25 protein-coding genes and 1 pseudogene are annotated in these 26,450 nt (G+C 57.6%); 11 read left to right on the forward strand and 15 right to left on the reverse strand.

The genetic code is table 11. The features are described from left to right. Positions 1 to 451: 451 nt before the first annotated feature. Both GV764_RS17820 and GV764_RS17825 read right to left on the reverse strand, forming a co-directional pair. The gene (locus tag GV764_RS17820) at positions 452 to 1,228 is read right to left on the reverse strand and encodes an ABC transporter substrate-binding protein (RefSeq protein WP_125294460.1); all 777 of its coding nucleotides are present in this window, start codon (positions 1,226 to 1,228) and stop codon (positions 452 to 454) included. Positions 1,229 to 1,241: 13 nt separating this feature from the next. Beyond that, positions 1,242 to 2,411, reverse strand: coding sequence for a pyridoxal phosphate-dependent aminotransferase (locus GV764_RS17825; RefSeq protein WP_161661287.1), 1,170 nt, complete (start codon positions 2,409 to 2,411; stop codon positions 1,242 to 1,244). Positions 2,412 to 2,533: 122 nt separating this feature from the next. Between GV764_RS17825 and GV764_RS17830 the strand changes: the two genes are divergently transcribed. Then, positions 2,534 to 3,394 (forward strand): LysR substrate-binding domain-containing protein, encoded by an 861-nt coding sequence (locus GV764_RS17830; RefSeq protein ID WP_161661288.1) that lies wholly within the window; start codon positions 2,534 to 2,536, stop codon positions 3,392 to 3,394. Here the strand turns inward: GV764_RS17830 and GV764_RS17835 are convergent. Together GV764_RS17835 and hglS are read right to left on the reverse strand one after the other, a co-directional pair. Continuing rightward, the gene (locus GV764_RS17835; protein WP_161661289.1) at positions 3,381 to 4,892 is read right to left on the reverse strand and encodes a carboxylesterase/lipase family protein; all 1,512 of its coding nucleotides are present in this window, start codon (positions 4,890 to 4,892) and stop codon (positions 3,381 to 3,383) included. The genes GV764_RS17830 and GV764_RS17835 overlap by 14 nt on opposite strands. Before the next feature lie 24 nt (positions 4,893 to 4,916). Further along, positions 4,917 to 6,260 (reverse strand): 2-oxoadipate dioxygenase/decarboxylase HglS, encoded by a 1,344-nt coding sequence (gene hglS / locus GV764_RS17840; RefSeq protein ID WP_161661290.1) that lies wholly within the window; start codon positions 6,258 to 6,260, stop codon positions 4,917 to 4,919. A gap of 282 nt (positions 6,261 to 6,542) precedes the next feature. Here hglS and GV764_RS17845 point away from each other — a divergent pair, with 282 nt between their 5' ends. Both GV764_RS17845 and GV764_RS17850 read left to right on the forward strand, forming a co-directional pair. After that, positions 6,543 to 7,466 carry a LysR substrate-binding domain-containing protein gene (locus GV764_RS17845; protein ID WP_201743246.1) on the forward strand — a complete coding sequence of 308 codons (924 nt, stop codon included), beginning with the start codon at positions 6,543 to 6,545 and terminating at the stop codon, positions 7,464 to 7,466. A 91-nt stretch (positions 7,467 to 7,557) separates the two neighbouring features. Further along, on the forward strand, positions 7,558 to 8,613 hold the full coding sequence (locus GV764_RS17850) for an alkene reductase (protein WP_161661292.1): 1,056 nt from the start codon (positions 7,558 to 7,560) through the stop codon (positions 8,611 to 8,613). A gap of 44 nt (positions 8,614 to 8,657) precedes the next feature. On the opposite strand, the gene GV764_RS17855 is transcribed toward GV764_RS17850, so the two are convergent. The 4 genes from GV764_RS17855 to hpsN are packed head-to-tail and all read right to left on the reverse strand — an operon-like array spanning position 8,658 to position 13,109. Beyond that, positions 8,658 to 9,665 carry a galactitol-1-phosphate 5-dehydrogenase gene (locus tag GV764_RS17855; RefSeq protein ID WP_161661293.1) on the reverse strand — a complete coding sequence of 336 codons (1,008 nt, stop codon included), beginning with the start codon at positions 9,663 to 9,665 and terminating at the stop codon, positions 8,658 to 8,660. Positions 9,666 to 9,671: 6 nt separating this feature from the next. Further along, positions 9,672 to 11,000 carry an MFS transporter gene (locus GV764_RS17860; RefSeq protein WP_161661294.1) on the reverse strand — a complete coding sequence of 443 codons (1,329 nt, stop codon included), beginning with the start codon at positions 10,998 to 11,000 and terminating at the stop codon, positions 9,672 to 9,674. A 30-nt stretch (positions 11,001 to 11,030) separates the two neighbouring features. Next, the gene (locus GV764_RS17865) at positions 11,031 to 11,786 is read right to left on the reverse strand and encodes an SDR family NAD(P)-dependent oxidoreductase (RefSeq protein WP_161661295.1); all 756 of its coding nucleotides are present in this window, start codon (positions 11,784 to 11,786) and stop codon (positions 11,031 to 11,033) included. A gap of 9 nt (positions 11,787 to 11,795) precedes the next feature. Beyond that, positions 11,796 to 13,109, reverse strand: a complete 1,314-nt coding sequence (hpsN, locus tag GV764_RS17870; protein WP_161661296.1) for a sulfopropanediol 3-dehydrogenase — start codon at positions 13,107 to 13,109, stop codon at positions 11,796 to 11,798. A 394-nt stretch (positions 13,110 to 13,503) separates the two neighbouring features. On the opposite strand from hpsN, the gene GV764_RS17875 reads away from it, so the two are divergent. The 4 genes from GV764_RS17875 (at position 13,504) to GV764_RS17890 (ending at position 17,345) form a co-directional block, all read left to right on the forward strand. Beyond that, positions 13,504 to 13,788: a UxaA family hydrolase gene (locus GV764_RS17875; RefSeq protein ID WP_144129505.1), complete on the forward strand. Its 285-nt coding sequence runs from the start codon at positions 13,504 to 13,506 to the stop codon at positions 13,786 to 13,788. Positions 13,789 to 13,790: 2 nt separating this feature from the next. After that, positions 13,791 to 14,960, forward strand: a complete 1,170-nt coding sequence (locus GV764_RS17880; RefSeq protein WP_161661318.1) for a UxaA family hydrolase — start codon at positions 13,791 to 13,793, stop codon at positions 14,958 to 14,960. An 85-nt stretch (positions 14,961 to 15,045) separates the two neighbouring features. Further along, the gene (dctA, locus tag GV764_RS17885) at positions 15,046 to 16,350 is read left to right on the forward strand and encodes a C4-dicarboxylate transporter DctA (protein WP_161661297.1); all 1,305 of its coding nucleotides are present in this window, start codon (positions 15,046 to 15,048) and stop codon (positions 16,348 to 16,350) included. Continuing rightward, positions 16,347 to 17,345, forward strand: a complete 999-nt coding sequence (locus GV764_RS17890) for an Ldh family oxidoreductase (protein WP_161661298.1) — start codon at positions 16,347 to 16,349, stop codon at positions 17,343 to 17,345. The genes dctA and GV764_RS17890 overlap by 4 nt, the downstream gene beginning before the upstream one ends. Here the strand turns inward: GV764_RS17890 and GV764_RS17895 are convergent. Further along, positions 17,332 to 18,078: a GntR family transcriptional regulator gene (locus tag GV764_RS17895; protein WP_161661299.1), complete on the reverse strand. Its 747-nt coding sequence runs from the start codon at positions 18,076 to 18,078 to the stop codon at positions 17,332 to 17,334. The genes GV764_RS17890 and GV764_RS17895 overlap by 14 nt on opposite strands. 400 nt (positions 18,079 to 18,478) lie before the next feature. Here GV764_RS17895 and GV764_RS17900 point away from each other — a divergent pair, with 400 nt between their 5' ends. After that, positions 18,479 to 19,537 carry a YeiH family putative sulfate export transporter gene (locus GV764_RS17900; protein ID WP_161661300.1) on the forward strand — a complete coding sequence of 353 codons (1,059 nt, stop codon included), beginning with the start codon at positions 18,479 to 18,481 and terminating at the stop codon, positions 19,535 to 19,537. A gap of 57 nt (positions 19,538 to 19,594) precedes the next feature. Here the strand turns inward: GV764_RS17900 and GV764_RS17905 are convergent, their stop codons facing one another. The 3 genes from GV764_RS17905 to GV764_RS17915 form a co-directional block, all read right to left on the reverse strand. Further along, positions 19,595 to 21,295, reverse strand: coding sequence for a methyl-accepting chemotaxis protein (locus tag GV764_RS17905; protein ID WP_161661301.1), 1,701 nt, complete (start codon positions 21,293 to 21,295; stop codon positions 19,595 to 19,597). Positions 21,296 to 21,441: 146 nt separating this feature from the next. Further along, a complete protein-coding gene (locus GV764_RS17910; RefSeq protein WP_161661302.1) occupies positions 21,442 to 22,560 on the reverse strand; it encodes an S-(hydroxymethyl)glutathione dehydrogenase/class III alcohol dehydrogenase in 1,119 nt (372 codons plus the stop codon). Positions 22,561 to 22,592: 32 nt separating this feature from the next. Beyond that, positions 22,593 to 22,868 (reverse strand): metal/formaldehyde-sensitive transcriptional repressor, encoded by a 276-nt coding sequence (locus GV764_RS17915; RefSeq protein ID WP_161661303.1) that lies wholly within the window; start codon positions 22,866 to 22,868, stop codon positions 22,593 to 22,595. A gap of 393 nt (positions 22,869 to 23,261) precedes the next feature. On the opposite strand from GV764_RS17915, the gene GV764_RS17920 reads away from it, so the two are divergent. The 3 genes from GV764_RS17920 (at position 23,262) to GV764_RS17930 (ending at position 24,441) form a co-directional block, all read left to right on the forward strand. Further along, the gene (locus GV764_RS17920) at positions 23,262 to 23,615 is read left to right on the forward strand and encodes a helix-turn-helix domain-containing protein (RefSeq protein ID WP_161661304.1); all 354 of its coding nucleotides are present in this window, start codon (positions 23,262 to 23,264) and stop codon (positions 23,613 to 23,615) included. Positions 23,616 to 23,632: 17 nt separating this feature from the next. Then, on the forward strand, positions 23,633 to 24,115 hold the full coding sequence (locus tag GV764_RS17925) for an ImmA/IrrE family metallo-endopeptidase (RefSeq protein WP_161661305.1): 483 nt from the start codon (positions 23,633 to 23,635) through the stop codon (positions 24,113 to 24,115). Between the two features lie 176 nt (positions 24,116 to 24,291). After that, positions 24,292 to 24,441 carry a hypothetical protein gene (locus GV764_RS17930; protein WP_161661306.1) on the forward strand — a complete coding sequence of 50 codons (150 nt, stop codon included), beginning with the start codon at positions 24,292 to 24,294 and terminating at the stop codon, positions 24,439 to 24,441. 30 nt (positions 24,442 to 24,471) lie between these two features. Here GV764_RS17930 and GV764_RS17935 read toward each other — a convergent pair whose 3' ends face one another. The 3 genes and pseudogenes from GV764_RS17935 to GV764_RS17945 all read right to left on the reverse strand — a co-directional run. Beyond that, positions 24,472 to 25,740, reverse strand: a complete 1,269-nt coding sequence (locus tag GV764_RS17935) for a Y-family DNA polymerase (protein WP_161661307.1) — start codon at positions 25,738 to 25,740, stop codon at positions 24,472 to 24,474. Beyond that, complete coding sequence (locus tag GV764_RS17940; RefSeq protein ID WP_161661308.1) at positions 25,740 to 26,159, reverse strand: translesion error-prone DNA polymerase V autoproteolytic subunit; 420 nt, start codon at positions 26,157 to 26,159, stop codon at positions 25,740 to 25,742. The genes GV764_RS17935 and GV764_RS17940 overlap by 1 nt, the downstream gene beginning before the upstream one ends. A 104-nt stretch (positions 26,160 to 26,263) precedes the next feature. Next, positions 26,264 to 26,450: pseudogene (locus tag GV764_RS17945) on the reverse strand (hypothetical protein); the annotation flags it as partial.

The following is a 26,450-nucleotide window of genomic DNA, read 5'->3' on the forward strand; positions in this document are numbered from 1 at the left end:
ATCGTGCGCCATGTAAAGAAAGGTCAATTTTCAGATAAAATAAGCTGTTGTTATTTGTTCATTTCGCAGCATCAACGGTTGGCGGTTTGCACGTTTTGACAAATCGGTTTCTGTTTCGCTCGCGGGGATAAACAGAATCATCTGATGAGTGATTTTGCACGTCCGCACATAACGGAAATATATCCTGCGGCGGGCTTGCCAGGCGGCAAAAGACGGGGTAGTTTCAGCGTCGCGCCTGGGGTGGGATTACCCTCTCCCTGGCGTATATGCCTTTATTCCTCTCATTGAGAGGGCCCGGTAACACAATAAAAAATACCGGGCGGACACCAAATTATAGTAATGATGATAGCTTGTGGTGGCCCGGCGTTGCCGGGTTCTCTTCACACGTCCAGCGGCATAAAAAAACCCCGTTTCGCGAGAAATCGGGGTTTTTACTTTTCAGGGGGAACGGTTATTTGACGCTAACGTCGATCCCCGGGAAGTATTGCGCCGCCAGTTTGGTGATAGTGCCGTCGGCGCGCACTTTATCAATCGCCGCATCCAGCTGTTTTTTGGTTTCCGCATCGCCTTTGCGCAGGCCGAATCCGATGCCGCTGCCGAGGATCTTATCGTCAACCACCGGCTTGCCGATGAAGCCAAAGCCTTTACCCTGCGGTTTGCTCAGGAAACCGCCCTGACCGGCGGCCGACATCACCAGCGTGGCGTCGATACGTCCATTCACCAGGTCGCCCCACGCCAGGTTCTGATCTTTATAGGACACCACTTCCACGCCCTGCTTTTCCCAGTGCTCTTTGGCATAGGTCTCCTGGATGGAGCCCTGCAGTACGCCGATGGTTTTGCCCTTCAGCGCGTCTGCGGTAGCGTCCAGCGCGCTGCCTTCTTTCCCCACCAGCTGAGACGGTATACGGTAGATGGGCTGGGTAAAATCGATGCTCTGACGGCGCTGTTCGGTAATGTTCATTGCCGAGTTGATGGCGTCGAATTTCTTCGCCACCAGGCCCGGGATCAGGGTATCAAACGAGGTTTCCACCCAGCTGCATTTCAGGCTGGCGGCCTGGCAAATGGCTTTCCCCAGTTCAATATCAAACCCTTCCAGTTCGCCCTGTGAGTTACGGCTTTCAAACGGCGGATACTCCGCTTCGAGGCCATAGCGCAGCTCGGTCGCCGCCAGAGAAGAGAACGATGAAACCATCCCCAGTGCCAGACACAGCATTTTCATTTTATTCATTGTGATCCCCTTCTTAGCGTGGCTTAACCTGGCAGAGCGCCTGCGCCCCTGCCCGTAACGTCGCTTCATCTTTGGCAAAAGAGAGGCGAATCAATTTATTATCGGTTCCGTCGGTATAGAACGCCGACAGCGGAATCGTTGCTACACCATAATCCACGATCAGCCGTTTCACCATCTCGCTGTCGCTTTCATCGCTGAAATGTTCGTAGCTCGCCAGCAGGAAGAACGATCCGGCGCTCGGCAGCAGTTTAAACGGCGACGCCGCCAGCAGCGTTTGCATCAAATCGCGTTTGCGCTGGTAGAACTCGCCCAGCGACAGGTAGCGTGCCGGGTCGCTCATGTAATCGGCGAAAGCGTACTGCATCGGCGTATCGGCGGAAAACATCAGGAACTGATGCACTTTAATCACTTCATCCATCAGCGCCGCCGGCGCCAGGCAATAGCCCACGCGCCAGCCGGTAACATGAAAAGTTTTGCCGAACGACGAGATAATCACGCTGCGCTCCGCAAGCTGTGGATGGGTCGCCATACCGTGGTGCTTCAGCCCGTCGAACACGATATGCTCATACACTTCATCCGACAAAATCACGATATCGGTATTACGGGTGATCGCGGCGAGCTTATCCAGATCGTCGCGGCTGAACACCTGGCCGCTCGGGTTATGCGGCGTATTAACGATAATCATCCGGGTGCGCGGCGTAATCGCGGCCTGCACTTCATCCCAGTCCACGGCGAAATCCGGCACCGTAAGCTTGATGGCAACCGGCGTCGCGCCCTGCAACCGGACAATCGGCGCATAGCTGTCGAATGACGGTTCGAAATAGATGACTTCATCTCCCGGATGCACCAGCCCGCTGATGGCGCAGTAAATCCCTTCGCTGGCGCTGGCGGTGATCAGCACTTCGCTGTCGGCGTCGTAGTTCGCGCCATACAGCGCCGCCACTTTTTCGGCGATCAGCGTCTTTAGCGTAACCAGTCCGGTCATCGGCGCGTACTGGTTGCGGTTGGCTTCCATCGCCCGGGTGACCCCGGCAATCAACTGCGGATCGCACGGAAAATTAGGCGCACCCTGAGAAAGATTAATCGCCTGGTGTTGGGCGGAAAGCTGGCCAATCACAGTAAAAATAGTGGTGCCGACATCGGGCAGTTTAGAGCGTAATTGTACCGGCGTGTGATGGGACATAATGGTTCCTTTCTCGTTTTGAGTGCATAACTATTCAAACCGCAGCGCGATAGCTCTACAACCGATTTGTTGTCATAATAGCCATGCAAAAAATGCATAGCTCAGGACTTCAGGGAGTCGTTATGACCCGCCGTACACTGCCGTTAAATGCGCTTGAGGCGTTTCTGGTCACCGCCCGCCACCTTAATCTCACCCACGCGGCGCGCTCGTTGTATCTGACTCAGGGCGCGGTGAGCCGTAAAATCGCCGCGCTGGAAAGCTGGTTCGGCTTTGCGCTGTTTGAGCGCCATGCGCGCGGGTTGCGGCTGACGCCGCAGGGCAGCGCCCTGCTGCCGGAACTGCAAAGCGCGTGGGATCAGCTTATGACCACCGCCGAACAGGCGCGCCAGCAGCACAACGTCATCCGCCTGAAAGCGCCGACCTGCGCCATCCGCTGGCTGGTGCCGAAGCTGATGCAGCTGGAAAAAACGCTTAGCGATGTGCAGGTGACGCTTACCACCACCACCGATCATGACGTCAATTTCAAAACCGAACCCTACGACGCGGCGATTATTTTCGGCGCGCATAAAACCCAGGGGTTTTTGCTGTTTGATGAGGCATTAACCCCGGTGCTCAGCCCTGCGCTCACGTCCCCCCCTCCCGCTGCGCTGGACGCGCTGGCGCCGTTGACGTTTTTGCATCCCACCCGGGATAAAACCGACTGGTCGCTGTGGCTGACCCGGCAGGCGTCGCCGCGCCCGGTTATGCGCAAAAATCAACACTTCGATACCATGGATTTAGCCATCAGCGCGGCGATCCAGGGCTTTGGCGTGGCGATTGCCGATGAGCGGCTGGTGGCGGAGGATTTACGCGCCGGTCGGCTGATCCGCCCGTTCCCGCAGAGCGTGAAAACCGGGGCCAGCTACCGTCTGGTACTGCGCGATGCGCCGCAGGAGAGCGAACCGATGGCGGCGTTTGTCGCGCAGTTACTTACTCCAGATTGACATGATGGCGCATCACCCGCCGGAACAGCGCCAGCCGGGCGCGCATAAAACGATTTTCCACCTTAAAACGCGGCTGCCGATCCACGCCGAGGCGCATCAGCCGATCCCGGCCAGGCAAACAGGCAGGCCAGCGCAGCGGCCCTTCTAATACCGTATGTTGCGCGCTGGCGTGTTTCGCAAAGCTCACCCAGTAGTCCGCCACCCGGGCGCTGAACGTTAAATCCCGCGCGTTAACGTAATGGCGCGCCGGTTCGCTGAGCGTTAAGGTGTCAAACACGTAAGGGACTTCGTTGCCGTGCCAGGTGCCGTTGGGATAGGTTTCACGCTCCGCTTCAGCCACATAATCAAACCAGTAGCGCCAGCAGGGCTGCCTGATCCGCTGCTGGGCCTGCATCGCCACATAACCCATGGTGGTGAACGCCATATCGCGGCATACCTGACGGCCTAATTCCTCGTCGTCGCGCACCCCGGGATAGAGCAGTTTGATTAACCCCAGCCCCAGCCGCTTTTCCCGCCGCAGTTTCTGGATTTGCGCCTCCAGCGACACGCCGAAATAAGCCAGCACGCTGGCCTCATCGCTATTGCTGCCAATCATCAGCGGCAGCGGATGCTGCCGGGCGTGAAACAGCACGTCCAGCATCGGCTGCGGCAGCACCCGATCGCCGCAGATGGGCGCGGGGCCGATATTTAACGGCGCTTCCAGCGGCCAGAAGGCGTCGGCGGGCAACTGACGAAGTTGCTCTGCGCTGGCATGTTCCAGCCCCAGATGCTGCGCGATGCGCTGGCCCTTCTCCAGCGCAAGCTCGCGCTCCACATCCGGTAACGTGTAAGCGCTTTGCACTATCGCTTTGTGGAATAACCCGGCAGCCAGCGGTGACGCCATCAGCGACAGGACGCTGCGCCCACCGGCGGATTCGCCAAACAGCGTGACGTTGTCACGATCGCCGCCGAACGCCGCGATGTTTTGCTGCACCCAGCGCAGCGCGGCAATCTGATCCAGCAAGGCGAAATTGTGCGTCGGCCCGTCAGGATCTTCGCCTTCCAGCGCCGGATGCGCGAAAAAGCCCAGATGACCCAACCGGTAATTGAGGGTGACCAGCACCACGCCGCGTTTTGCCAGCGCCTGCCCGTCATAGGGCGGCAACCCGCCTGCGCCAAGGGTATAGCCGCCGCCGTGGATCCACACCATCACCGGCAGCGGCTCAGGCGGGTCGACGGGAGCCCAGATATTGAGATACAGACAATCTTCAGAGAATTGCCCCGGATCGCCGCCGCCGATGGCCTTACAGTAGTCGAGGTTTTGCCAGCTGGCGTGGGAGAACGTATCGGCATGGCGCACGCCCTGCCACGCCGCAGGCGGCTGCGGGGCGCGCCAGCGTAAGTCCCCCGTGGGCGGCGCGGCATAGGGAATACCGCGCCAGACGTAAATATCGTCAATTTGCTGGCCGAGCAGTTGCCCCTGAGCCGTCGCGACCTGCGGATGTTGAAGTGATTTCATCGGGTTTCCTGTAAAAGACGTCTTTTACAGTAGCCCGCAACGGCGTTTGCTGCGATCGGAGGCTTCCTGATACAACGCGAATTCATCCTGCACCGGGCAGCCCAGCGCCTCTTCGAACGCTTCCCGGCTGGCGTTGCCGTGGCTGCGCCCCCGCGCGTCATCGCCCAGGTTGGACTGGAAAATCCCCGCCGCGCTGACCGGCAGAAAGTCCTCATAAATAATCGGCTGGGCGGTGATCCAGCCACGCTCAATCAGCGCCTGCGGATCGTCGCCAGGATTGATTTGCTTGCGGTGGGTTTCCCCAACCGGCGTCAGGCGATAGCGGAAATAGGCCAGCCCCTGATGGCGCAGCAGCATATCGCTGTCGGGGAACGCCTGGAACACCTCCTGCAAATGGAGCTGATGGGTCAGGTTATCGCTGCCGCTGCCCGCCTCGCCCAGCAGTTTGTCATACAGCGCCCGGCCCTTCGGCGTGAGCGCAATGCCGCGCTGTTCGATTTCGCCAAAGCGCGCGGTATGGGTGCCGTGATGTTCGCCGTTAAACATAATCGGCTCTTCCAGCGCTTTAAAGCTGGTCTGACGCAGCAGGATCGGGATCTCCCGGCGCGGCGGGCCTTCGATAATCATCTTCGGTTCGATGCCGTATTCCGGCATCAGCGACTGGACCCGGTCGATATCCAGGGTGCGCGGCGTCAGGTGATTGATGTGGCAGCCGCGAAACGACACCACATCAGCTATCAGCCGGTGGGCCTTGTTCAGCGCCTGATAGGTTTCGCTGTCGACGGTGGCATGGCTGTGCCAGCGGAAGGTTTCCAGCGCTTCCCGGACAAACGCTTTCGCCTGACTGTCATCCAGCCCGCCCTGCGCATCACAGATATCCAGCAGTTCACGGCAGCGCGGCGTGAAAATATCCCGGGCGGCGAGGATGCGGGCGGCTTTCTGGCGCAGCTTTTCATCCTCGATCAGTTCGAGGCGCAGCAGCGAGGTAAAGACGCGAAACGGGTTGCGTTGCAGCGCGGTATCGTCGACGGGGCGAAACGCCGTGGAGTGCACCGGTACGCCCGCCTGAGAGAGATCGTAATAGCCCACCGGGTACATGCCCAGCACCGCGAACACCCGGCGCAGCGTGAATAATTCCTCCGCCGTGCCGACCCGGATCGCCCCGTGGCGCTCCACATTCAGGCGCGCCAGTTCGTCGGCGTTGACCAGTTGTTCATGCAGTGACGGATTATTTTCCAGCACCGCCAGGTTCACATCCGCCACCAGCTCCAGCAGCGTGCCGTACTGGGGCACCTCTTTCTGGTACATCGCTGACATAGCCTGCGAAAATTGTTCCCGAATCTCATCTGCCGTGATGCTGTTCGCCATGATGTCATTTCTCCAGTGAATATTGCTGAGATTGTAGGAAACGACGGAATACGTTGGCGGGAAGAATGTGGAATCTGTGATCTCAGGCGAGGGTGATGCTTTTCTAAGCCGAACGTCGAATTTGATCTGCAAACAACGCCTGGGCAAATCCCCCATTTTTAGAATATATCCGCGTTGTTTTGTTAACTTAAATGCCGTAATGTTAATTATTATTTGCTATCAAGTTATCAAAATCACACAACTTTTCTTGTCACGGATCACGTTTCGTTTTTAACATCGATTATGGAAAAAAACGGTTTGTTTAGTCAGCGCATTCGTTTGCGCCATTTACATACATTTGTTGCCGTCGCTCAACAGGGAACGCTGGGGCGTGCGGCAGAAACCCTTAACTTAAGCCAGCCAGCCTTGTCGAAAACGCTCAATGAACTCGAGCAGCTCACGGGCGAGCGCCTGTTCGATCGCGGCCGCCTGGGCGCGCAGCTGACGCTGGTGGGCGAACAGTTTCTCACCCATGCCATTAAAGTGCTGGATGCGCTAAACCACGCCGGGCAGGCCCTGTCGCGCAAAGAAGAACAATCCAAAGACGTGGTGCGCATCGGCGCGCTGCCTACCGCCGCGCTGGGCATTCTGCCTGCGGTGATCGGCCCGTTTCACAAACAGCAAACCAACCTGACCCTTCAGGTTGCCACCATGAATAACCCGATGTTGCTGTCGGGCCTGAAATCCGGCGAGCTGGATTTAGGCATCGGGCGCATGTCCGACCCGGAAATGATGACCGGGCTTAATTATGAGCTGCTGTTTCTGGAGTCGATGAAGCTGGTGGTCCGCCCCAATCATCCGCTGTTAGCCGATACAATTACGCTAAGCCGGGTACTGGAGTGGCCGGTGGTGATCTCCCCGAAAGGCACCGCGCCGCGCCAGCACGCCGACGCGCTGCTGGCGAGCCAGAACTGCAAGCTGCCCAACTCCTGCATTGAGACGCTTTCCGCCTCGCTGTCGCGCCAGCTGACCGTGGATTATGACTATGTGTGGTTTGTGCCGTCCGGCGCGGTGAAAGAGGATCTGCGCCAGAACACCCTGACCGCCCTGCCCATCGCCAACCCCGGCGTGGGTGAACCCATCGGCATTCTGACGCGCGTCGATAAACCGCTCCCGGCGGGCGCGCAGTTACTGTTAGCCTCGATCAGAAAATCCATGCCGCTGTAAGTACCGGTGGGAATAATTAAGCGCATAAAGTGATAACCGCCGTTTCTCCGGGCGTCCATAATGAGGGCACGATTCAGACCCGGAGAAACCTATGCCAACCCTGTATGACCCCGTAAAAATCGGCGCGCTTGAGCTGAAAAACCGCATCGTGATGGCCCCGCTGACTCGCATGCGCGCGGTAGACGATCGCGCGCCCGGCCCGCTGACCAAAGCGTATTACGTCCAGCGCGCCAGCGCCGGGCTGATCTTCACCGAAGCTACCTCGGTCACGCCGCAGGGCGTGGGTTACCCGAATACGCCGGGTATCTGGTCGGAAAAACAGGTACAGGCGTGGAAAGAGATCGTCGAGGCGGTGCATGCCGCGGGCGGTAAAATCGTCAGCCAGCTCTGGCACGTGGGCCGCGTCTCCGACCCAATTTTTCTCGACGGCGAACTGCCGGTCGCTCCCAGCGCCATCGCGCCGGAAGGCCATGTCACCACCGTGCGCCCCCCGCGCCCGTATGAAACGCCGCGCGCGCTGGAAACCGACGAAATCCCGGCCATCGTGGCGGATTTTGTGCGTGCGGCGGAAAACGCCAAACGCGCCGGGTTCGATGGCGTGGAGATCCATGCCGCCAACGGCTACCTGTTCGATCAGTTCCTGCATGACGGCTCCAACAAGCGTACCGATCGCTACGGCGGCAGCATTGAAAATCGCGCCCGCTTTTTACTGGAAGCGGTGGACGCGGTGCTCAACGTCTGGCCCGCCGACCGGCTGGGCGTGCATCTGAATTTGATGTCCAATTCCTATTCCATGGAAGACAGCAATCCGCTGGCGCTGTTCAGCTACGTGGCGGAACAGCTTAGCCTGCGCAACGTGGCGTATATCTTCGCCCGCGAGTCGCAGGATTTCCCGGGTCGCGTGGGACCGCAGGTGAAGCAGAAATTCAACGGCGCGTGGATTGCCAATGAAGGGCTGACCCGGCAATCGGCGGAAGCCCTGATTGAACGTGGCGACGCGGATGCCGCCGCGTTCGGCAAACTGTATATCGCTAACCCCGACCTGGTGGCGCGTTTTCGCCAGCAAGGGCCGTTTAACGAGCTGAATAACGCCACCATTTATGCGCCTGGCGCAACGGGATATACCGATTATCCTCCGTTAGGTTAATTATCTATAAAGAGAGCGGCATTTTTGCCGCTCTCTTTTTGTCGTCAGGGGATAAGCAAGATTTTCGCGGATGACACCCGCTGAAACTCCAGGTCATCAAATGCCAGTTGCCCGTCCAGCAGCTCCCGCTGTTCTATCCAGCCCAGCGTGCCAAATGCGCCCTGTTCCAGCATCGACAGCGTTAAGTGGAAATCTTCCATGGTGTAGGTGTAGGTTCCCAGCAACGTGATTTCCCCGAGGGTGATTTTGCGCATATCAATATCGCTGTCCCAGTCCTGCAAACCGATGTGCATCACCACGCCGCCCGGCTTCACGGTGTTGATCGCCAGCTTGCGGGTAATGGCGGAACCCACCGCGTCAATCACCACCTGACGGCTGGATCCATCAATCGACTGCTCGATGGGGTTAACGCACTCACACCCGGTATACTGCTGCGCCGTGTTGGCGCGCAGCGGGTTGGTTTCCGCCAGGGTGATTTGCCGGCATCCCCACGCCCGCAGCGCCAGCACCGTCAGCAGACCGATGGCCCCGCCGCCGATCACCAGCACCCTGGCATCGGCCAGCGGCATCTGCATCGCCTGCTGGGTCAGGCGCAGGGCGTGCACCACGGTGGCGGCGGGCTCGGTGATTGCCGCGTCCTGCAAGGATAAGCCATCGGGCAACGCCACCACTGAGGCCGCCGGGATGGCCACGTATTCGGCGAAGGCGCCCGGCCAGTCCATGCCGATCATATGACGGTCGCTGCACAGGTTGTCGCGCCCTTCCCGGCAGTAATCGCATTGCCCGCAGGTGATCAGCGGATTGGCGGTGACCCGCTGGCCCGGTGTAAAGCGCGGCGACTGGCTTTCGACGATTTCGCCGGACAGCTCATGCCCCAGCACCAGCCCCGGCTGGCGACGCGGATCTTTGCCGTGAAAGGCGTGCATATCCGAGCCGCAAATCCCGGCGGCGGCAATGCGGATCACCACCTGGTCACCGCCTTCCGGCAGCTGCGGATAAGGCCGCTCCTGAATCTCAACGCCCATCGGGCGGGTATAGACAAGTGCTTTCATGCATCCTCACTTCATCATGACGGATTGGGCGATCGCCACACGGCCCGCGCCGTGGGTACGTCGCCACAGATAGACCGCGCAGGCGGCGCTGATCAGGCCGATAACCAGTACATAGGCGCAGATTAACCACGGCTCGCCGCCCAGCGATTCAGAGAACAGGGTCGCCAGCACCGGCGTTAACCCCCCGGCGAAGACGCCGGAAATCTGGTAGGCAAATGAAATGCCGGTATAACGCACCGAAGCGTCGAAACATTCCGAATAGACCGACGACATGGTGCCAAACACCGCCGCATGGAAAATCCCGAACGGCACGATGATCGCCGCCCACACCAGCCAGATGTGATCCGCGTTGTAATGCATAATCGCAAAAGCCGGGAAGGCCGACAGCCCGGACAGCGCCGCCCCCATGGCGTAGACCCGCGCCCGACCCCAGCGGTCCGCCATATAGCCCCAGAACGGAATAAAGAAGCTCATCACAAAGGCGCTGCCGAGTATCGCCACAATCGCCTGATCGCGCGGAATGTCCAGGGTCTGCGTCAGGTATGTCAGCGAAAACACCCCGAAGATATTAAAGAACACGCCGTCGATCAGGCGCATCCCCATGCAGGTAAACACCAGCCGGGTATGGGTGCGGAACAACTCCACCAGCGGGATGCGCTTCGGCGCATCTTTTTGCTTTTCCTGGGCTTTCAGGAAGTCCTCGGTTTCCGCCACGTTTTTACGGATATAGGTGCCGATAATCACAAACACCCCGCTGAGCAGGAACGGCACGCGCCAGCCCCAGGACATAAAGTCCTCATCGGAAAGCGTAAACGACGCCAGGCCAATCGCGCCGGAGGCCAGCAGCAGCCCGAGAGACATGCCGACCTGGGGAATACTGGCGAAGAACGCCCGGTTCTTTTCGGGAGCCGATTCGTAGGTCATCAGCACTGCGCCGCCCCATTCGCCGCCGAGGCCGATGCCCTGAATCATACGGCAGGTAATCAGCAAGCACGGCGCCCACAGGCCAATCTGCTGATAGCTGGGTATCAGCCCTATCACCACCGTCGCGCCGCCCATGATCACCAGCGTCAGGATCAGCATATTTTTGCGCCCAAGGGTGTCGCCGAAGTGGCCGAAAATAATCGCCCCGAGGGGCCGGGTCAGAAACCCGATAGCAAATACGCCGTAGGAAAGCAGTGTGGTAATAAACGGATCGCCCTCCGGGAAATAGAGTTTATTAAACACCATCCCGGCGACAGTGCCGTAGAGAAAAAAGTCATACCATTCAATGGTCGAGCCAAACAGGCTGGACAGCGTAACGCGTCGCAGGTTACCGGCAGCGGGTTTATGCATGATGTGTTCCTCTGCGCTAAAAAGAAGAGATCAAATGGCGCTGTATCCGCCGTCGACCATCAGGGTTTGCCCGGTGATATAGGCGCTGGCGTGGCTGGCGAGAAACAGCGTCACGCCATACAAATCTTCCATCTCGCCGTTACGCCCCAGACAGGTGTGCTGCGCGTGACGTTCACGTAGCGCCTCGTCGGCAAATACCGGCCCGGTTAATGCGGTGGGGAAAAAACCCGGTCCAATGGCGTTGCACGTGACACCGTCACGCCCCCAGCGTTGCGCGATGGCCCGCGTCAGCTGCACCACGCCGCCCTTGCCTGCGCCGTAGGGCGCGCTGTTGGCAAACGCCCGCGTCGACTGGAGCGAGGCGATATTAATAATCCGTCCCCAGCGCCGCCGGGCCATGCCCGGGGCCAGCGCCTGGGTCAGGAAAAACGGCGCTTTGAGATGCAGCGCCAGCTGTTGATCCCACGCCGACTCGCTGACCTCTTCAAACGGCTGGCGCAAATTGACGCCCGCCGCGTTGACCAGGATATCCACCGCGCTGCAGGCCGCCGCCAGTTTGTCGATATCCGCTTTTTGGGTGATGTCCGCGCACAGGTAGCTGGCGCGCCCGCCCGCCGCTGACAGGCGCTGGACGGTTTCGGCCAGTTGGCCTTCGCGCCGGGCGGCGATGATCACCATGGCCCCGGACTGCGTCAGCGCGTCGGCCATCGCTGCGCCGATCCCGCTGCCGCCGCCGGTGACCAGCGCGGTTTTGCCGGTCAAATCAAACAGAGCTGAAGGTTGCATAGGAATTCCTCAACGGGTGACCGGGACGCCGGTCAGGAAAGACTCGCCGGCGAAATATTTCTCCAGCCGAACTTCTGCGGTACGGGCGTGCGCTTCCATGCCTTCCAGCCGCGAGATGCGCGCCGTGGTCTCGGCGATTTGCGGCACCGCTTCCCGGGGCATCTGCTGCCAGGTGAGGGTTTTCAGGAATTTGTGCACCGACAGGCCGCCGGAATAGCGCGCCGCGCCTTTGGTCGGCAGGACGTGGTTAGGGCCGCTGCACTTGTCGCCGAACGCCACGGTGGTTTCTTCGCCGAGGAACAACGAGCCGTAGCAGCTCAGGTTATCGCGCCACCAGTTCAGATCGCTGGCGTGGACTTCAAGGTGCTCGGAGGCGTAGCGGTCGGAAATCTCCACCACTTCTTCGCGGGTGTCGCAGACAATGACTTCGCCGTAATCGCGCCAGGCGCAGCTGGCGGCATCGCGTGCTACCGGCGGCAGCTGGTCGATAAGCTGCGGGACGCGTTCCAGCACCTCTTGCGCCAGGGCGTGGGAGGTGGTGAACAGCCAGGCGGGGGATTCATGCCCGTGCTCAGCCTGGCCGACCAGATCGCTGGCAACGATATGGGCGTCGGCGGTGTCGTCGGCGATCACCGCCACTTCGGACGGCCCGGCAAACACGTCAATCCCCACCTGGCCAAACAACGTGCGCTTGGCTTCCGCGACGAATTTGTTGCCCGGCCCGACCACCACATCAGCAGGCTTGCCGGTAAACAGCCCCCACGCCATAGAGGCAATGGCCTGTACGCCGCCCAGCGTCATAATGGTGTGCGCACCTGCCCGGTGAAACGCGTACAGCACGCAAGGATGAATCGACTGCCCTGAATAGGGGCCGGAACAGGCAATAATGTTTTTCACGCCTGCCGCTTTCGCGGTCGCCACGCCCATATAGGCGGAGGCGATATGGGCGTAGCGGCCTGCGGGCGCGTAGCAGCCGACGGTGGTCACCGGCAGCACTTTTTGACCCGCCACCAGCCCGGAAGGCAATGTGACGTCAAAATCTTTCACGGATTCGCGCTGGGCGCAGGCAAAGGTATAAACCTGCTCGATGGCGTAATCGATATCGCGACGCACGTCGCCGGGCACTTCGCGAATTTGGGTAGCGATCTGTTCCGGGGTCAACATGATGTCGCCCGACCAGTTGTCGAGTTTACTGGCGTAGCGACGCACCGCCTCTTCACCCTGCTCTTTAATGGTGGCGAGCATCTCATCCACCACGCGACGCGCTTCAAACGTGTTGGACTCCGGTGTTTTACTCGCTTTCTTTAACCAGTTACTGGACATATGTCTCTCCACGGATTGTTTAAGGGGTCGGACCGAACGGCTAAGCGTTATTCCTTTGTCATATACATGACTAACGTTATCTATAGTGACCCACGCCGCGAACTGCAAAAAGCAATCGAACAAAAAGTGATCGCGATCGCTTCTGTTCCCCAGAACTCCTGTCGCGATCACATTTTTTTCACATCTTAAAGCCCTTATTAAATAAAGTATTATTAATCATCGATTTAAACGATTAACGCTTTTCCCCTTTCAGCAGCCTGTCAGCGCCCCCCTGCTATTCGTGAGCCGGATCCCAAAAAAGCGCCATCAGCGAAAATTAAATTTGCCCCTTTCCAGTCATTTAATATATGTCATATACATGAGTTGATTTAATGTGCACTAAACGGAGGCGAACATGAGTATCGATTTTGTCGTACACGATGACGGTGATTCAGTCGGTGTGGTGGTGATAGAGGGCGTCGAAGCCGGACAGAAGCTGACCGGCTGGATTATGGATCAGAACAAGACCATTGAATTCGAAGTCAAAAATGACATCCCTATCGGCCATAAGCTGGCGATCCGCGATCTCGCCGTCAATGACTCGGTCATTAAATATGGCGAAGACATTGGCCGGGTCGTTTCGGCAATCAAGCAAGGCGAACATCTGCATGTACACAATGTGAAAACCAAAAGGTGGTAATGATGGAAATCAAAGGACGTCAGTTTGCAGGTTATCGCCGTGAAAATGGCCGGGTCGGTATCCGCAACCATGTGATTGTGCTGCCGGTGGATGATATCTCCAACGCGGCGGCGGAAGCGGTGGCGAACAACATTAAGGGCACCATTGCCCTGCCGCACCCTTACGGGCGTTTGCAGTTTGGCGAAGATCTGGAGCTGCACTTTCGTACCCTGATCGGCACCGGCTGCAACCCTAACGTGGCGGCGGTGATCGTCATCGGCATCGAGCCGGGCTGGACCCAGCGCGTGGTGGATGGCATTAAAGCCACCGGCAAACCGGTCGCCGGTTTCTGGATTGAGCAGAACGGCGATCACAACACCATCTGCAATGCCTCGCGTAAAGCGCGCGAGTTTTCACAATATGCCTCTGAGCTACAGCGCGAAATGTGCGACATCAGCGAGCTGTGGGTGTCCACCAAGTGCGGCGAATCGGATACCACCTCCGGCTGCGGCGCCAACCCTGCCGTGGGCAACCTGTTCGACCGGCTGTATGAGAATGGCAACACCCTGCTGTTCGGTGAAACCTCGGAGTTGACGGGCGGCGAGCATCTGGTGGCGGCGCGCTGCGCCAGTGACGATGTGCGCCAGAAGTTCCAGTTTATGTTCGACCGCTACAGCGCGATGATCGACCGCTGGAAAACCAGCGATCTGTCCGAGTCGCAGCCCACCAAAGGGAATATCGAAGGCGGGCTGACCACCATCGAAGAGAAAGCGCTCGGCAACATCCAGAAAATCGGCAAGAAATGCCGGGTGGACGGCGTGCTGGATAAAGCCGAAATGCCCACCGGGCCGGGGCTGTGGTTTATGGACTCCTCCTCCGCCGCCGCCGAAATGGTGACGTTGTGCGCCGCCGGGGGCTATGTGGCGCACTTCTTCCCCACCGGCCAGGGCAACGTGATCGGCAACCCCATCCTGCCGGTGATCAAGGTGTGCGCCAACCCGCGCACCGTGCGCACCATGTCGGAACACATTGACGTGGATGTCTCGGCGATTTTACGCCGCGAAATGAATCTCGACGGCGCAGGGGATGCGCTGCTGGAGAGCCTGTTGCGCACCGCCAATGGCCGCCTGACCGCCGCCGAGGCGCTGGGGCACCGGGAGTTTGTTCTTACCCGTATTTTCGAAAGCGCCTGACCCTTTGCCCGCCGTCCTGGCGGGTCTCTCTTTACGCTTGCCTGCGGCGCCGTTCGGGCGCCGATTCTCACGCGAGGATATCCAGATGCGATTGCTCAAGCACCTCTACGTCCAGGTTTTAATCGGCCTGGTCGCCGGGGTCGCTGTGGGGTACGCCTTTCCTGATTTTGCTGTTCAGATGAAACCCCTTGGCGACACCTTTATCCGTCTTATCAAAATGATCGTGACCTTAGTGATTTTTTGTACCGTGGCGATTGGCATTGCCCGGATGGAAAGCCTGAAACAGGTGGGCAAAGTCGGCGGCAAAACGCTGATTTACTTCGAAGTGGTCACTACCCTGGCGCTGGTGATCGGCATGGTGGTCGCTGATGTGATGAAGCCCGGCGCGGGCATGAACGTTGACGCCAGCAAGCTGGACGGCAGCGCCGTGAACCATTACGTCAATGCCAGCGAGCACAGCAAAGGCTTTATGGAGCAGATCATTCCCGATTCGGTGATCGGCGCATTCGCTCAGGGCAACCTGCTCCAGGTACTGCTGTTCTCGGTGCTGTTCGGCGTGGCGCTGTCGCTGGCGTCCCAGCGCAGCGCGTTTATCACCAAAACCATCGAGCAGTGCGGCGAGGTGCTGATGCGCATCGTCGAGCTGATTATGCGCCTTGCGCCCCTCGGCGCGTTCGGGGCGATCGCCTTTACCGTAGGGAAATATGGCCTGACCTCGTTGCAGCATCTCGGGATGCTGATCGTCTGCCTGTATATCACCAGTTTTTTGTTTATCGGCGGCGTGCTGGGGCTGATCTGCAAACTGGTGGGGGTGAGTTTGTGGCGCCTGATCCTCTATTTCCGCGAAGAACTGCTGATCGTGCTGGGCACCTCGACCACCGAATCGGTGCTGCCCCGGCTGATGGTCAAAATGGAAAAGTTAGGCTGCGACCGCGCCATCGTTGGGCTGGTGCTGCCGACCGGCTACTCCTTCAATCTGGACGGCGCGGCGATTTATTTGACCATGACGGCGCTGTTTATCGCCCAGGCCACCAATACCGATCTTACCCTGTGGCAGCAAATCAGCCTGCTGCTGATTTTACTGCTGACCTCCAAAGGCGGCGCGGGGGTGGCGGGCGCGGCGCTGATCGCGCTCACCGCGACGCTGGCGACCCACAATATTATCCCGCTGGCGGGGATTACTCTGGTGCTGGGCATCGACCGCATTCTGAACGAGATGCGCGCCGTCACCAATATGATCGGCAACGTGGTGGCGACGCTGGTGATCGCCCGCTGGGAGCAAAAGCTCGATCTGGCGACGGCCCGGGAACAGCTGCGCATCGGCCCCGGCAAGATTACCCTGCCGCAGGATGCACTGGTCCCTGAGCCGGAAGAAAGGAGTATGCCGTGAACGATCTCGTTTCTGTCAGCGTGGCGCAGCTGGATGCCCTTGCCCGCCAGGCGTTAGTGAAAACCGGCGTCACGGCGCAGGCCGCCGATGCGACCTGCCAGGCGCTGATGGCGGCGGAACGTGCGGGCATTGCCTCGCACGGTTTCGCGCGGCTGCCGTTCTATCTCGATCAGTTGATCAGCGGCAAACTCAACCCGGCTGCGCGCCCCGCCATCACCCAGCGCGGCGCGGTGCTGAACGTCGACGCTGACGCCGGGCTGGCGTTCCCCGCCGTGCAGGCCGGGCTGGCGCGCGGCCTGGCGCTGACGGACGAGTGTGGCGTGGTGGCGGTGGCGATTGGCCGTTCGCACCATTTCGGCATGGCGGGATACTATGTCGAGCAGGCGGCGCGGCGCGGTATGCTGTGCCTGGCCTTCAGCAACGGCCCGGCGGCGATGGCCCCCTGGGGCGGGCAGACGCCGCTGTTCGGCACTAATCCCATCGCCTTCGCTTCGCCGCGCAGGGACGACGAACCCCTGGTGATCGATCTGTCGCTCTCTGAGGTGGCGCGCGGGAAAATCATGATAGCCAGCCAGCAGCAGCAGGCGATCCCCTGTGGCTGGGCGCTCGATCGCCACGGCGAGCCGACTACCGACCCTGATGCCGCGCTGGCGGGCAGTATGGCCCCCACCGGCGGCGCGAAGGGCGCCGCGCTGGCGCTGATGGTGGAGCTGTTAACGGCGGGCTTAACCGGCAGCAACTACGGCTTCCAGGCCAGTTCGTTTTTCACCGCTGAAGGCGAACCGCCGCTGATTGCGCAGCTGGTACTGTTGTTTAACCCGGCGTTTTTCCCGCCGGGGTATCTGCAACGCAGCGAGCCGTTGTTCAGCGCGATGCTGGCGCAGCCTGGGGTGCGCTTGCCGGGCGAACGGCGGCGGGAAGTCGCCAGGCAAAACAGCGATGCGTTGCTGATGCCCGGCGCGCTCATGGAACAGTTGCGGATCAGAGCTGGTTAAAGTACGCGTGGTGCCGGGTGAGTACCGTGGAGACGCGGTACTCCACCGGTTTATCCTGAAAATCCCGCGCGATGCGGTAAACGCGCAGCAGCGCCTCACCTTCCTCCGCCTCCAGATGCAGCACCTCTTCCGGCCCCGCATTGACGGCTTTAATCTGTTCGTGCGCATTCGCCACGGTGCAGGCGAATTTCTGCTGATAAAGCTGGTAAAGGGTATTGGGCAGAATTTCCGGGTCGCGATCGAGGCCGGTAAACAGCGCGGCATCCACGTAAACGTGCTCAAGGATCGCCGGCGCGCCATCCAGGTCCCGTACCCGCCAGATGTGGATCACTTTGCTGCCCGGCGCGATATCCAGCGCGGCGGCCTCCTCCTGGGACGCCGTGCGCAGATGGCGTGCCAGCACCCGCGACAGCGGCAGCGAACGCTCGCCGTTCTCCCTCAGGATATTAAAGAAGCGGAACAGCGCGCTGTCGGAGTCGTGGGCCGCCACCACGGTGCCTTTGCCCTGGTAGCGGATCACCACGTTATTGCTGACCAGTTCGTTGAGCGCCTTGCGTAAGGTGCCGATGCTGACGTTATACGCCTCGGCAAGGCTGGCCTCGCTGGGGATATAGGTGCCCGCTGGCCACTCGCCGGAGGCGATCCTTTCCAGCAACAGCTGGCTGATTTGCAGATAAAGCGGCTGAAAAACGGCTGACTTCATTTCAGCAGAGGGTGAAATGTCCTGATTCATGCGTACCTTCCTCCCGGAACGAGTCCTTCAACATCGAATTAGAATTACTATGACATATAGAGGAGTGACTGGCATCTTTTGCGGTGAAATTTCGTGAGGATGTGGCGTTTTTTGCGCCGGTTTTTTGCACGCCTTTACTCTGGTTGAGTTGATGATGGAAATAAGGTTTCTTTTAGGCGCTCACCTCTGCAGCCGCAGCAATAACGTTACTATTTGATATACATCAATTTTTACAAAAATTCAGTTTTCAGAAAACCACTCTGCTGAGCCCTTATGCTGCCGTTCTGCGCGCTTCGCACAGGCATACCGGTTATTTCGATTAATTATAACGATATAATTAATTTTTCTTTTTCCCGGCTTTGCTCCATGCTCAGTCCTATACATGAGAAGGGAGTACGACATGGCCGAGATTTCCAGCACGCACGATCGGTACGACGTTAAACGCTTTATCCCCGGCCTGGCGCTGACGGCGATCATTGCCTTCGCCACCGCCTGGATCGGCACGGTTCCCGCCGTCTCGGCGCTGGGGCTCGGGGCGTTAACCCTGGCCATTATCGTCGGCATCGTGCTGGGGAATACCCTTTATCCGGCGGCGCATCCGTTGTGTGATGAAGGCGTGCAGTTTGCCAAACAGAAGCTGCTGCGCCTCGGCATTATCCTCTACGGCTTCCGCCTGACTTTTCAGCAGGTGATGGACGTTGGGTTAAGCGGCGTGGCGATTGATATCGTGATGCTCACCAGCACCTTTCTGCTGGCGACCTTTATCGGCGCGCGGCTCATGAAACTCGACCTGAAAACCGCCTGGCTTATCGGCGCGGGCAGCAGCATTTGCGGCGCGGCGGCGGTACTGGCGACCGCGCCGGTGGTAAAAGCCGAATCCTCCAAAGTCGCCGTGGCCGTCGCTACCGTGGTGATCTTCGGCACCCTTGGTATCTTTCTTTACCCGGTCATCTGGCATGAAGTCGCCAGCCACTATCCGGCTATCTCGACGACTCAGTTTGGCATCTATACCGGTTCAACCATGCATGAGGTCGCCCAGGTGGTGGCGGCGGGCCACGCGGTCAGTCCGGAAACCGAAAGCGCGGCGGTGATTGCCAAAATGCTGCGGGTGATGATGCTGGCCCCGTTTCTGTTGCTGTTGAGCATTGCGGTCAGCCGTCATGTAGGGCACGACGGCGCGCATAAGCAACCCATCGTGTTCCCGTGGTTCGCCCTGATGTTCATCCTGGTCGCGCTGTTTAACTCCTTCCATCTGCTGCCCGGGCAATGGGTGGCGGCGATCAACGTGGTGGATAACGTACTGCTGGCGATGGCGATGGCGGCGCTGGGCCTGACCACCCGCATCAGCCAGTTGATGAAAGCGGGACTGAAACCGTTCCTGCTGGGCCTGGTCCTGTTTGGATGGCTGATTATTGGCGGCGGTGCGATAAATCTCGCCATCCACAGCTGGGCAGGCTGACGATGGAATTAAGGTACAAAAAAACCCGCGTAACGCGGGTTTTTTATTTTACCGAACCTAGAAGGTTTCCCAGTTATCACCGTGGGCCGCCGCCGGGCGATTAAAGGTTTGCGCTGGCGGAGCGCTGTCCGCTTTGGCGCTTTCCCGTACCCGTTCAGCATGAGATGAGAGGCGGAAGATGCCTACCGCATCGGTAAGCCGCGCCGCCTGCTCTTCCAGCGCCAGCGCCGCCGCAGAAGCTTCCTCCACCAGCGAGGCGTTTTGCTGGGTCACGTTATCCATCTCTGAGACCGCCTGGGCGACCTGCTGGATACCACGGCTTTGCTCGTCCGAGGCGGCGGCAATTTCCTGCATCAGGTCGGTCACGCGCTGCACCGCCTCAACGATGCCCTGCATGGTTTGCCCGGCCGCCACCACTTCGCTGGAGCCTTTATCCACCAGACTGACCGAATTCTGAATCAGCCCTTCAATCTCTTTCGCCGCCTGGGCGCTGCGGCTGGCCAGCGTGCGCACTTCGCTCGCCACCACCGCGAATCCGCGCCCCTGCTCGCCGGCGCGGGCCGCTTCTACGGCGGCGTTGAGCGCCAGAATGTTGGTCTGGAACGCGATGCTGTTAATCACGGCGGTGATTTCCGATATTTTCTTCGAACTGGTGGAGATATTGCCCATGGTGGTCACCACGCCGGAGACCATGCGCCCGCCCGCGCTGGCTTTGTCGGATGCGTCGTTGGCCAGTTTGCTGGCGTGGTGGGCGTTTTCGGCGTTCTGTTTCACCGTGGCGGTCAGTTGCTCCATGCTGGCGGCGGTTTGCTCCAGCGCCGACGCCTGCTCTTCGGTACGGGATGAGAGATCGGTATTGCCCGCCGAGATCTCGCTGGTGCCCTGATAAATCGCCTCTGCGCCGGTGCGCACCGTACCCACGGTTTGCGCCAGCGAATGCTGCATTTTTTGCAGGTTGTGGCTGAGTACGCCGATTTCGCTGCGGCCCGAGACTTCCGGGGCTACGGTTAAATCGCCGCTGGCGATGTGCTCAATGCGGTTGGCCGCGCGGCGCAGCGGTAAAATCACGATGCCGCGCAGCGCCACAAAGGTGATGATAGTCATTAATACCGCGATGCTCAGCGCCGCGATCATCGCCATCACACCCCAGGTGGTACGCGTTTCTGCCGTCACGCCCAGCGCTTTGGCGCGCTCCATGCGGATAGCGATGGCCTTCAACAACACCTCGTTATAGGCGCTGTCCAGCCCGCGCGCCTGTTCATTTTCATGTTTGATGATGGCTTCGAACATGCCGTTTTTGGCGAATTTCACCATCGGCTGCATACCCTGCATATAGGCGTCGAAGCGGGTTTTCAGCTCGCCGTCCAGCGCTTCGTCCTCCGGGGTTTTCACCCGGCGCGCCATATAGCTGTCGAATCCGTCCTGGGCCTGCTTAAGGCGTTTTTCCGCGTCGGCGACGTTGCGTTTCAGATCGTCCATTTCCGCCACGCGGCTGGCGGCTCCGGCGTTGATCAGGTTGATACGCGCGGTGCGCAGATGGTTGGAACTGTTGGAGAGCCCCATCCGCACCTGGATCTCCTCGGTGACGTCATGAAGGGCGGTGTTGCTCTGAACCATGAAATAACTTGCTAATCCGACGCTCGCCGCGAAGAGCACCAGAATACCACCGAGAATAAAACTAAAGAGCGGGACTAAACGGATGTGATGCCAGAAACTCACAGCTGCAGGTTTTTGAATTATCGTGTTGTGTGTCGTCATAACAGTCTTCCTGGGTCAGGTATATGCTCGTCAGATAGTCATCGGCATAAACCCGGGTTTCGATTACCCCGGAAAACGTCAGATCGGTCACAAATCAGGATAAAGATAAATTATGGCCAGCGACAGGACGCCGCTGGCCGGAAGCGTTACTGATCGCCGAAGTGAATCACGGTACGGATCGACTTGCCTTCGTGCATCAAATCAAAGGCTTCGTTGATCTTCTCCAGCGGCAGACGGTGGGTGATAAACGGGTCGAGGCGGATTTTGCCGACCATCGCGTCTTCCACCATTCCCGGCAGTTGGCTGCGCCCTTTTACGCCGCCAAACGCCGAACCGCGCCATACGCGGCCGGTGACCAACTGGAACGGACGGGTACGGATTTCCTGGCCCGCGCCCGCCACGCCGATAATTACGCTTTCGCCCCAGCCTTTGTGGCAGCATTCCAGCGCGGCGCGCATCACATTGACGTTGCCGATACACTCGAAGCTGAAATCCACGCCGCCGTCGGTGAGTTCGACGATCACGTCCTGGACCGGTTTGTCGTAATCGTTCGGATTAACGAAATCGGTCGCGCCCATTTCGCCCGCCAGCCTGAATTTCTCCGGGTTGGTATCCACGGCGATGATGCGGCCCGCTTTGGCCTGCACTGCGCCCTGGATCACCGCCAGGCCGATACCGCCCAGCCCGAATACCGCGACGCTGTCGCCCTCTTTCACTTTGGCGGTGTTGTGGACCGCGCCGATGCCGGTGGTCACACCGCAACCCAGCAGACACACTTTATCCAGCGGGGCTTGCGGGTTGACTTTCGCCAGCGAGATTTCCGCGCAAACCGTATATTCGCTGAAGGTGCTGGTGCCCATATAGTGATAAATCGGCTCACCGTTGTAAGAGAAACGGGTGGTGCCGTCCGGCATCAGGCCTTTACCCTGAGTGGCGCGCACCGCCTGGCAGAGGTTGGTTTTGCCGGATTTACAGAACTTACATTCGCCGCATTCAGCGGTATAAAGCGGAATAACGTGATCGCCCGGCTTCAGGCTGGTGACGCCCTCGCCGACTTCCACGACAATTCCGCCGCCTTCATGGCCCAGCACCGCCGGGAAAACGCCTTCCGGATCGTCGCCCGACAGGGTAAACGCATCGGTATGGCACACCCCGGTGTGGGTAATTTTGACCAGCACTTCGCCTTTCTGCGGCGGTGCGACATCAATTTCCACAATCTCCAGCGGCTTGCCAGGGCCGAATGCGACGGCTGCACGTGATTTCATATCGTCTCTTCCGTTGTTGTGAGTCGTGACTCTTATTTTAGATAAGCGCGCAATAAATGACCGATTTCATTCATCCGTTGCGCGCGTTGTTCGCGAGAGGTTTCGCCGTTGACCAGTTCGTCGTTGAGATGGATTTCTACCATCTCGCCCATTAAACCATTGGCCGCCCCGCGCACGGCGGCGATTTGTTGAAGGATTGCGATGCAGGGTTCACCTGCCTCCAGCGCGCGCTCCAGCGCCTCAACCTGGCCCCGGATCCGCCGGACCCGCGTCAACACGCGTTTTTTATCTTCAGGGGAATGCGGCATGCTAGCCTCCTGTATACTATAGGGGGGTATAGTAACAGGATTTGCAAATGGTTGTAAAATTTATGTTTTTGTTTTGATTCAGGAGGTTAGATGAGATGAACTAAGGACATAAAGAGACATAAGCGGCCATTTTAATGCCCCCAAACCTGCCCCCGATCGCGATTTTGCCCCCAAATTTGCCCCTATGAAGAAGCATAAAAATCCGTTGTTGAGACACGGTTTAAACTAAGCATGAACAGTGACAGGAATAAATTTTCTTTAAAAAATTATATATATCAATAAATTAAACCTATTTAGTTAATTTAATATCCTTTGAGAGTTTACTTTATTTGTGAATGAAGTATATTTGTCGCATCTGGCACTAGCCACATTAGAAGCACTGAGGATAAAACTATGGCTCTTACTGAATTCGGAAAGGCCGTAAGAAAAGCTCGAATTGATACAGGCTATACGTTGCTGACAATGGCAAAAGCACTAGGTACGACTCCGGCTTTTCTGAGCGGGCTAGAAACTGGTGCAAAAAAAATCCCAGCAAAATGGGTATCAGCAATCAACGAACTTTTTGCAGAGCAAGGTTATTACATCGAAGATCTTGATGTTTTGGCAACTATCGCAAATGAATCAGTTCCAATCGAAGGCTTACCTAAACAACAGCAAATGCTGGTTGCTGGCTTTGCGAAATCTGAATTTACACACGAAGAATTAAAAAAATTTGCAGAGTTACTGGCAGAAATAAATAAAAAATAACTGTTTAGGAAACGATTATGCATCAAATGCGTGGCATTCGTGTACGACCATTACATGAATTAGATATTAAATTAAAGGCTGTTAATGCATGTTTTGCACTTGGGTTTACTAGCAAATACAAATACAGGCGCAGACCTCGAAGATTCGACATTGCCCTAGAAAAATTATCTGAATGGAATATTGTTCTTGATCCCATGGATGATCAAGAGTGGTTTGAAGAAACTCTGGGATTGACCATCGGACATTGCGAGCCGGAAAAGCTTACCATAAGGGTCCCTAATCATATTTATGAAATGGCATGCGTAGGTGAGCGTTCAGCACTGTTCGTAATTTTTCATGAGCTAGGACATTTGCTATTACAGCATAAGGCTTCCCTTCATTTTGCGAATGCTCAACCCGTTAAAAATGAGGACTCTGAGTGGCAAGCTGATTTATTTGCAGAAACTATGCTTGATAAATTAGGCTATCAAACAGCTCAACTTTGTTTTGAGTTTTATTGACAAAGCCCTGCGTCAACAGGGCTTTAGAGGGACGAGATATGCGTCAACATATCTCGATGTGTATGGAGGAAATCCACCGCTACACGAAAATATAACGGCATCTAGTATAGCGGTTCTCCTAACAAGCTACAACCTGTTTGGATTTACAGGCTGTAAATTTACATAGGAGATCTCACATGAAGAAAGGCTATTGCCCAAAATGTGGGAATGCATGTGAAATAACCTTCACACCATATGTAATGAAGGATGGCAAAATTATTCGCCCTAAAAAGGCAAAAGTTTTTGTAATTCCTCATTGCAACTGCACTGAAAAAAAAGCTGCATAAACTCAATAGGCTGCTTAGTGCAGCCTATATTTATCTTACTCTAAGCAAATCTGAAAAACGCGTTGTATACCTCGGCGACAGCATGTCCCGTTTCATCTGCCACTGTTGCTGGATACCCTGCCCTGCGAAAAATAAAGTCCCTTTACCACCTTTGGCGTTGAGCTGATCCAGCACTTCCATCAATTTCTCGCTGTTATGCCGTGGCGCCACGTCATCAAAGAGGTTCAACTGCGCCACACCCTGGCTGAAAAAATCACCCAGCATTACCCCTGCTTTCTGGTATCGGTGGTCGTCGCGCCAGATATTATCCAGGCAGCGCACCGCGGCGTTGATTATGTCGCGTGTGTCCTGAGTGGGGGTGAGCAACTTCACGGATACGCTGTTGCCGTAGTACGGTTCGTTGATAGCAAACGGAGAGGTTTTCACGAACGCGGAAATGTAACGACAGTATTGGTGCTCGCCTCGCAGTTTCTCCGCCGCGCGCGCAGCATGGCTGCATACCGCCTGATGCATCTGTTCGTATTCAGTTACGCGTTCACCGAACGAACGCGAGCAGACGATTTCCTGTTTGGCCGGCGCGAACTCCTCGAGTTCCAGACAAGGTTCACCGCGCAGCTCCCGCACGGTTCGCTCAAGCACCACGTTGAAATGCTTCCTGATAACCCACGTTGAGGTGTCAGCCAGCTGGCAGGCGTTAGTGATGCCCATTGCGGCCAGTTTTTTGCTGATGCGCCGCCCAACACCCCATACGTCCTCAACGGGCACGAGCGACATCAACCGGCGCTGGCGATCAACATTCGACAAATCCACGACGCCGCCGGTCTGCCGTTGCCATTTTTTCGCGGCGTGGTTCGCCAGCTTCGCCAGGGTCTTGGTCTGGGCGATGCCGACGCCCACTGTGAGGTGGGTATTCTGCAAAACCGTGGCGCGAATTTCCCGGCCAAAATCCTCCAGGTTCCGGCAATTTCGCACGCCAGTCAGATCGCAAAAAGCCTCGTCGATTGAGTATATTTCCACGCGAGGACTCATGATTTCCAGTGTGGTCATCACCCGATTCGACATGTCCGCGTACAGCTCGTAGTTACTGGAGAACGTGGCCACGTTGTGGCGCCGGAACAAATCCCTTTGTTTAAAGAACGGCTCGCCCATACTTATGCCGATCTGTTTCGCTTCGGCGCTTCTGGCTATAACGCACCCGTCGTTATTCGAAAGAACGACGACGGGCCTCCCCTTTAAATCGGGTCTGAACACCGTTTCGCAGGATGCATAAAACGAGTTCACATCGACCAGGGCAAACATCAGTTTGTCGATTTAACGATGTACGTCACGACCCCGAAAACATCCAGGGTGTCCTCGCTGCCCACGAAAATAGGCGAATAGGCGCTGTTCATGGGGTTAAGCTGCACTGTTGGCCGAAGCTGCAAACGTTTGACGGTAAACTCACCGCCAACCGCCGCGATCACGATGTCGCCATGCTCCGCCGTTCTGGAACTGTCCACAACCAGCAGGTCTCCGTCGCTAATGCCAGCCTCGACCATTGAGTCACCGGCCGCCCGTACAAAATACGTTGCGCTCGGATGCTGGATCATCAGCTCATTCAAATCGATGCGTTGTTCGACATAGTCGGCGGCGGGAGATGGAAACCCGCACTGGACGAGGTCTCCGAAGAGGGGCAGCGCGACAATGCCGCGCAGTTCTGCTGGTGTGTAAAATTCCATAATAAATCGACTCCTGATAATTATACTGTTTTTATATACAGTAGTTTCAATCATTAAGCCGATCAATATCGGGTTTAACTATCAATTTTGTTGTCAGGCGTAACTCACTGATTTTGCGTACCGTCAGTTTGCTCCAGCTTTTCTGTCTCAAATTGCTGTTGCTCATATTCCGCGCGCATCTCCTCAGAGCGCCGCGCCTGCTCAACATTCCAGAGGCTGTTTGCAGGCATCTCGACACGTAGATCGACACAGCGTCCGGCGGGTATATCAACCGGGTCACCATCGTTTATT

The sequence above is a fragment of the Atlantibacter hermannii genome (assembly GCF_009907385.1).
Lineage (GTDB): Bacteria > Pseudomonadota > Gammaproteobacteria > Enterobacterales > Enterobacteriaceae > Atlantibacter > Atlantibacter hermannii_A.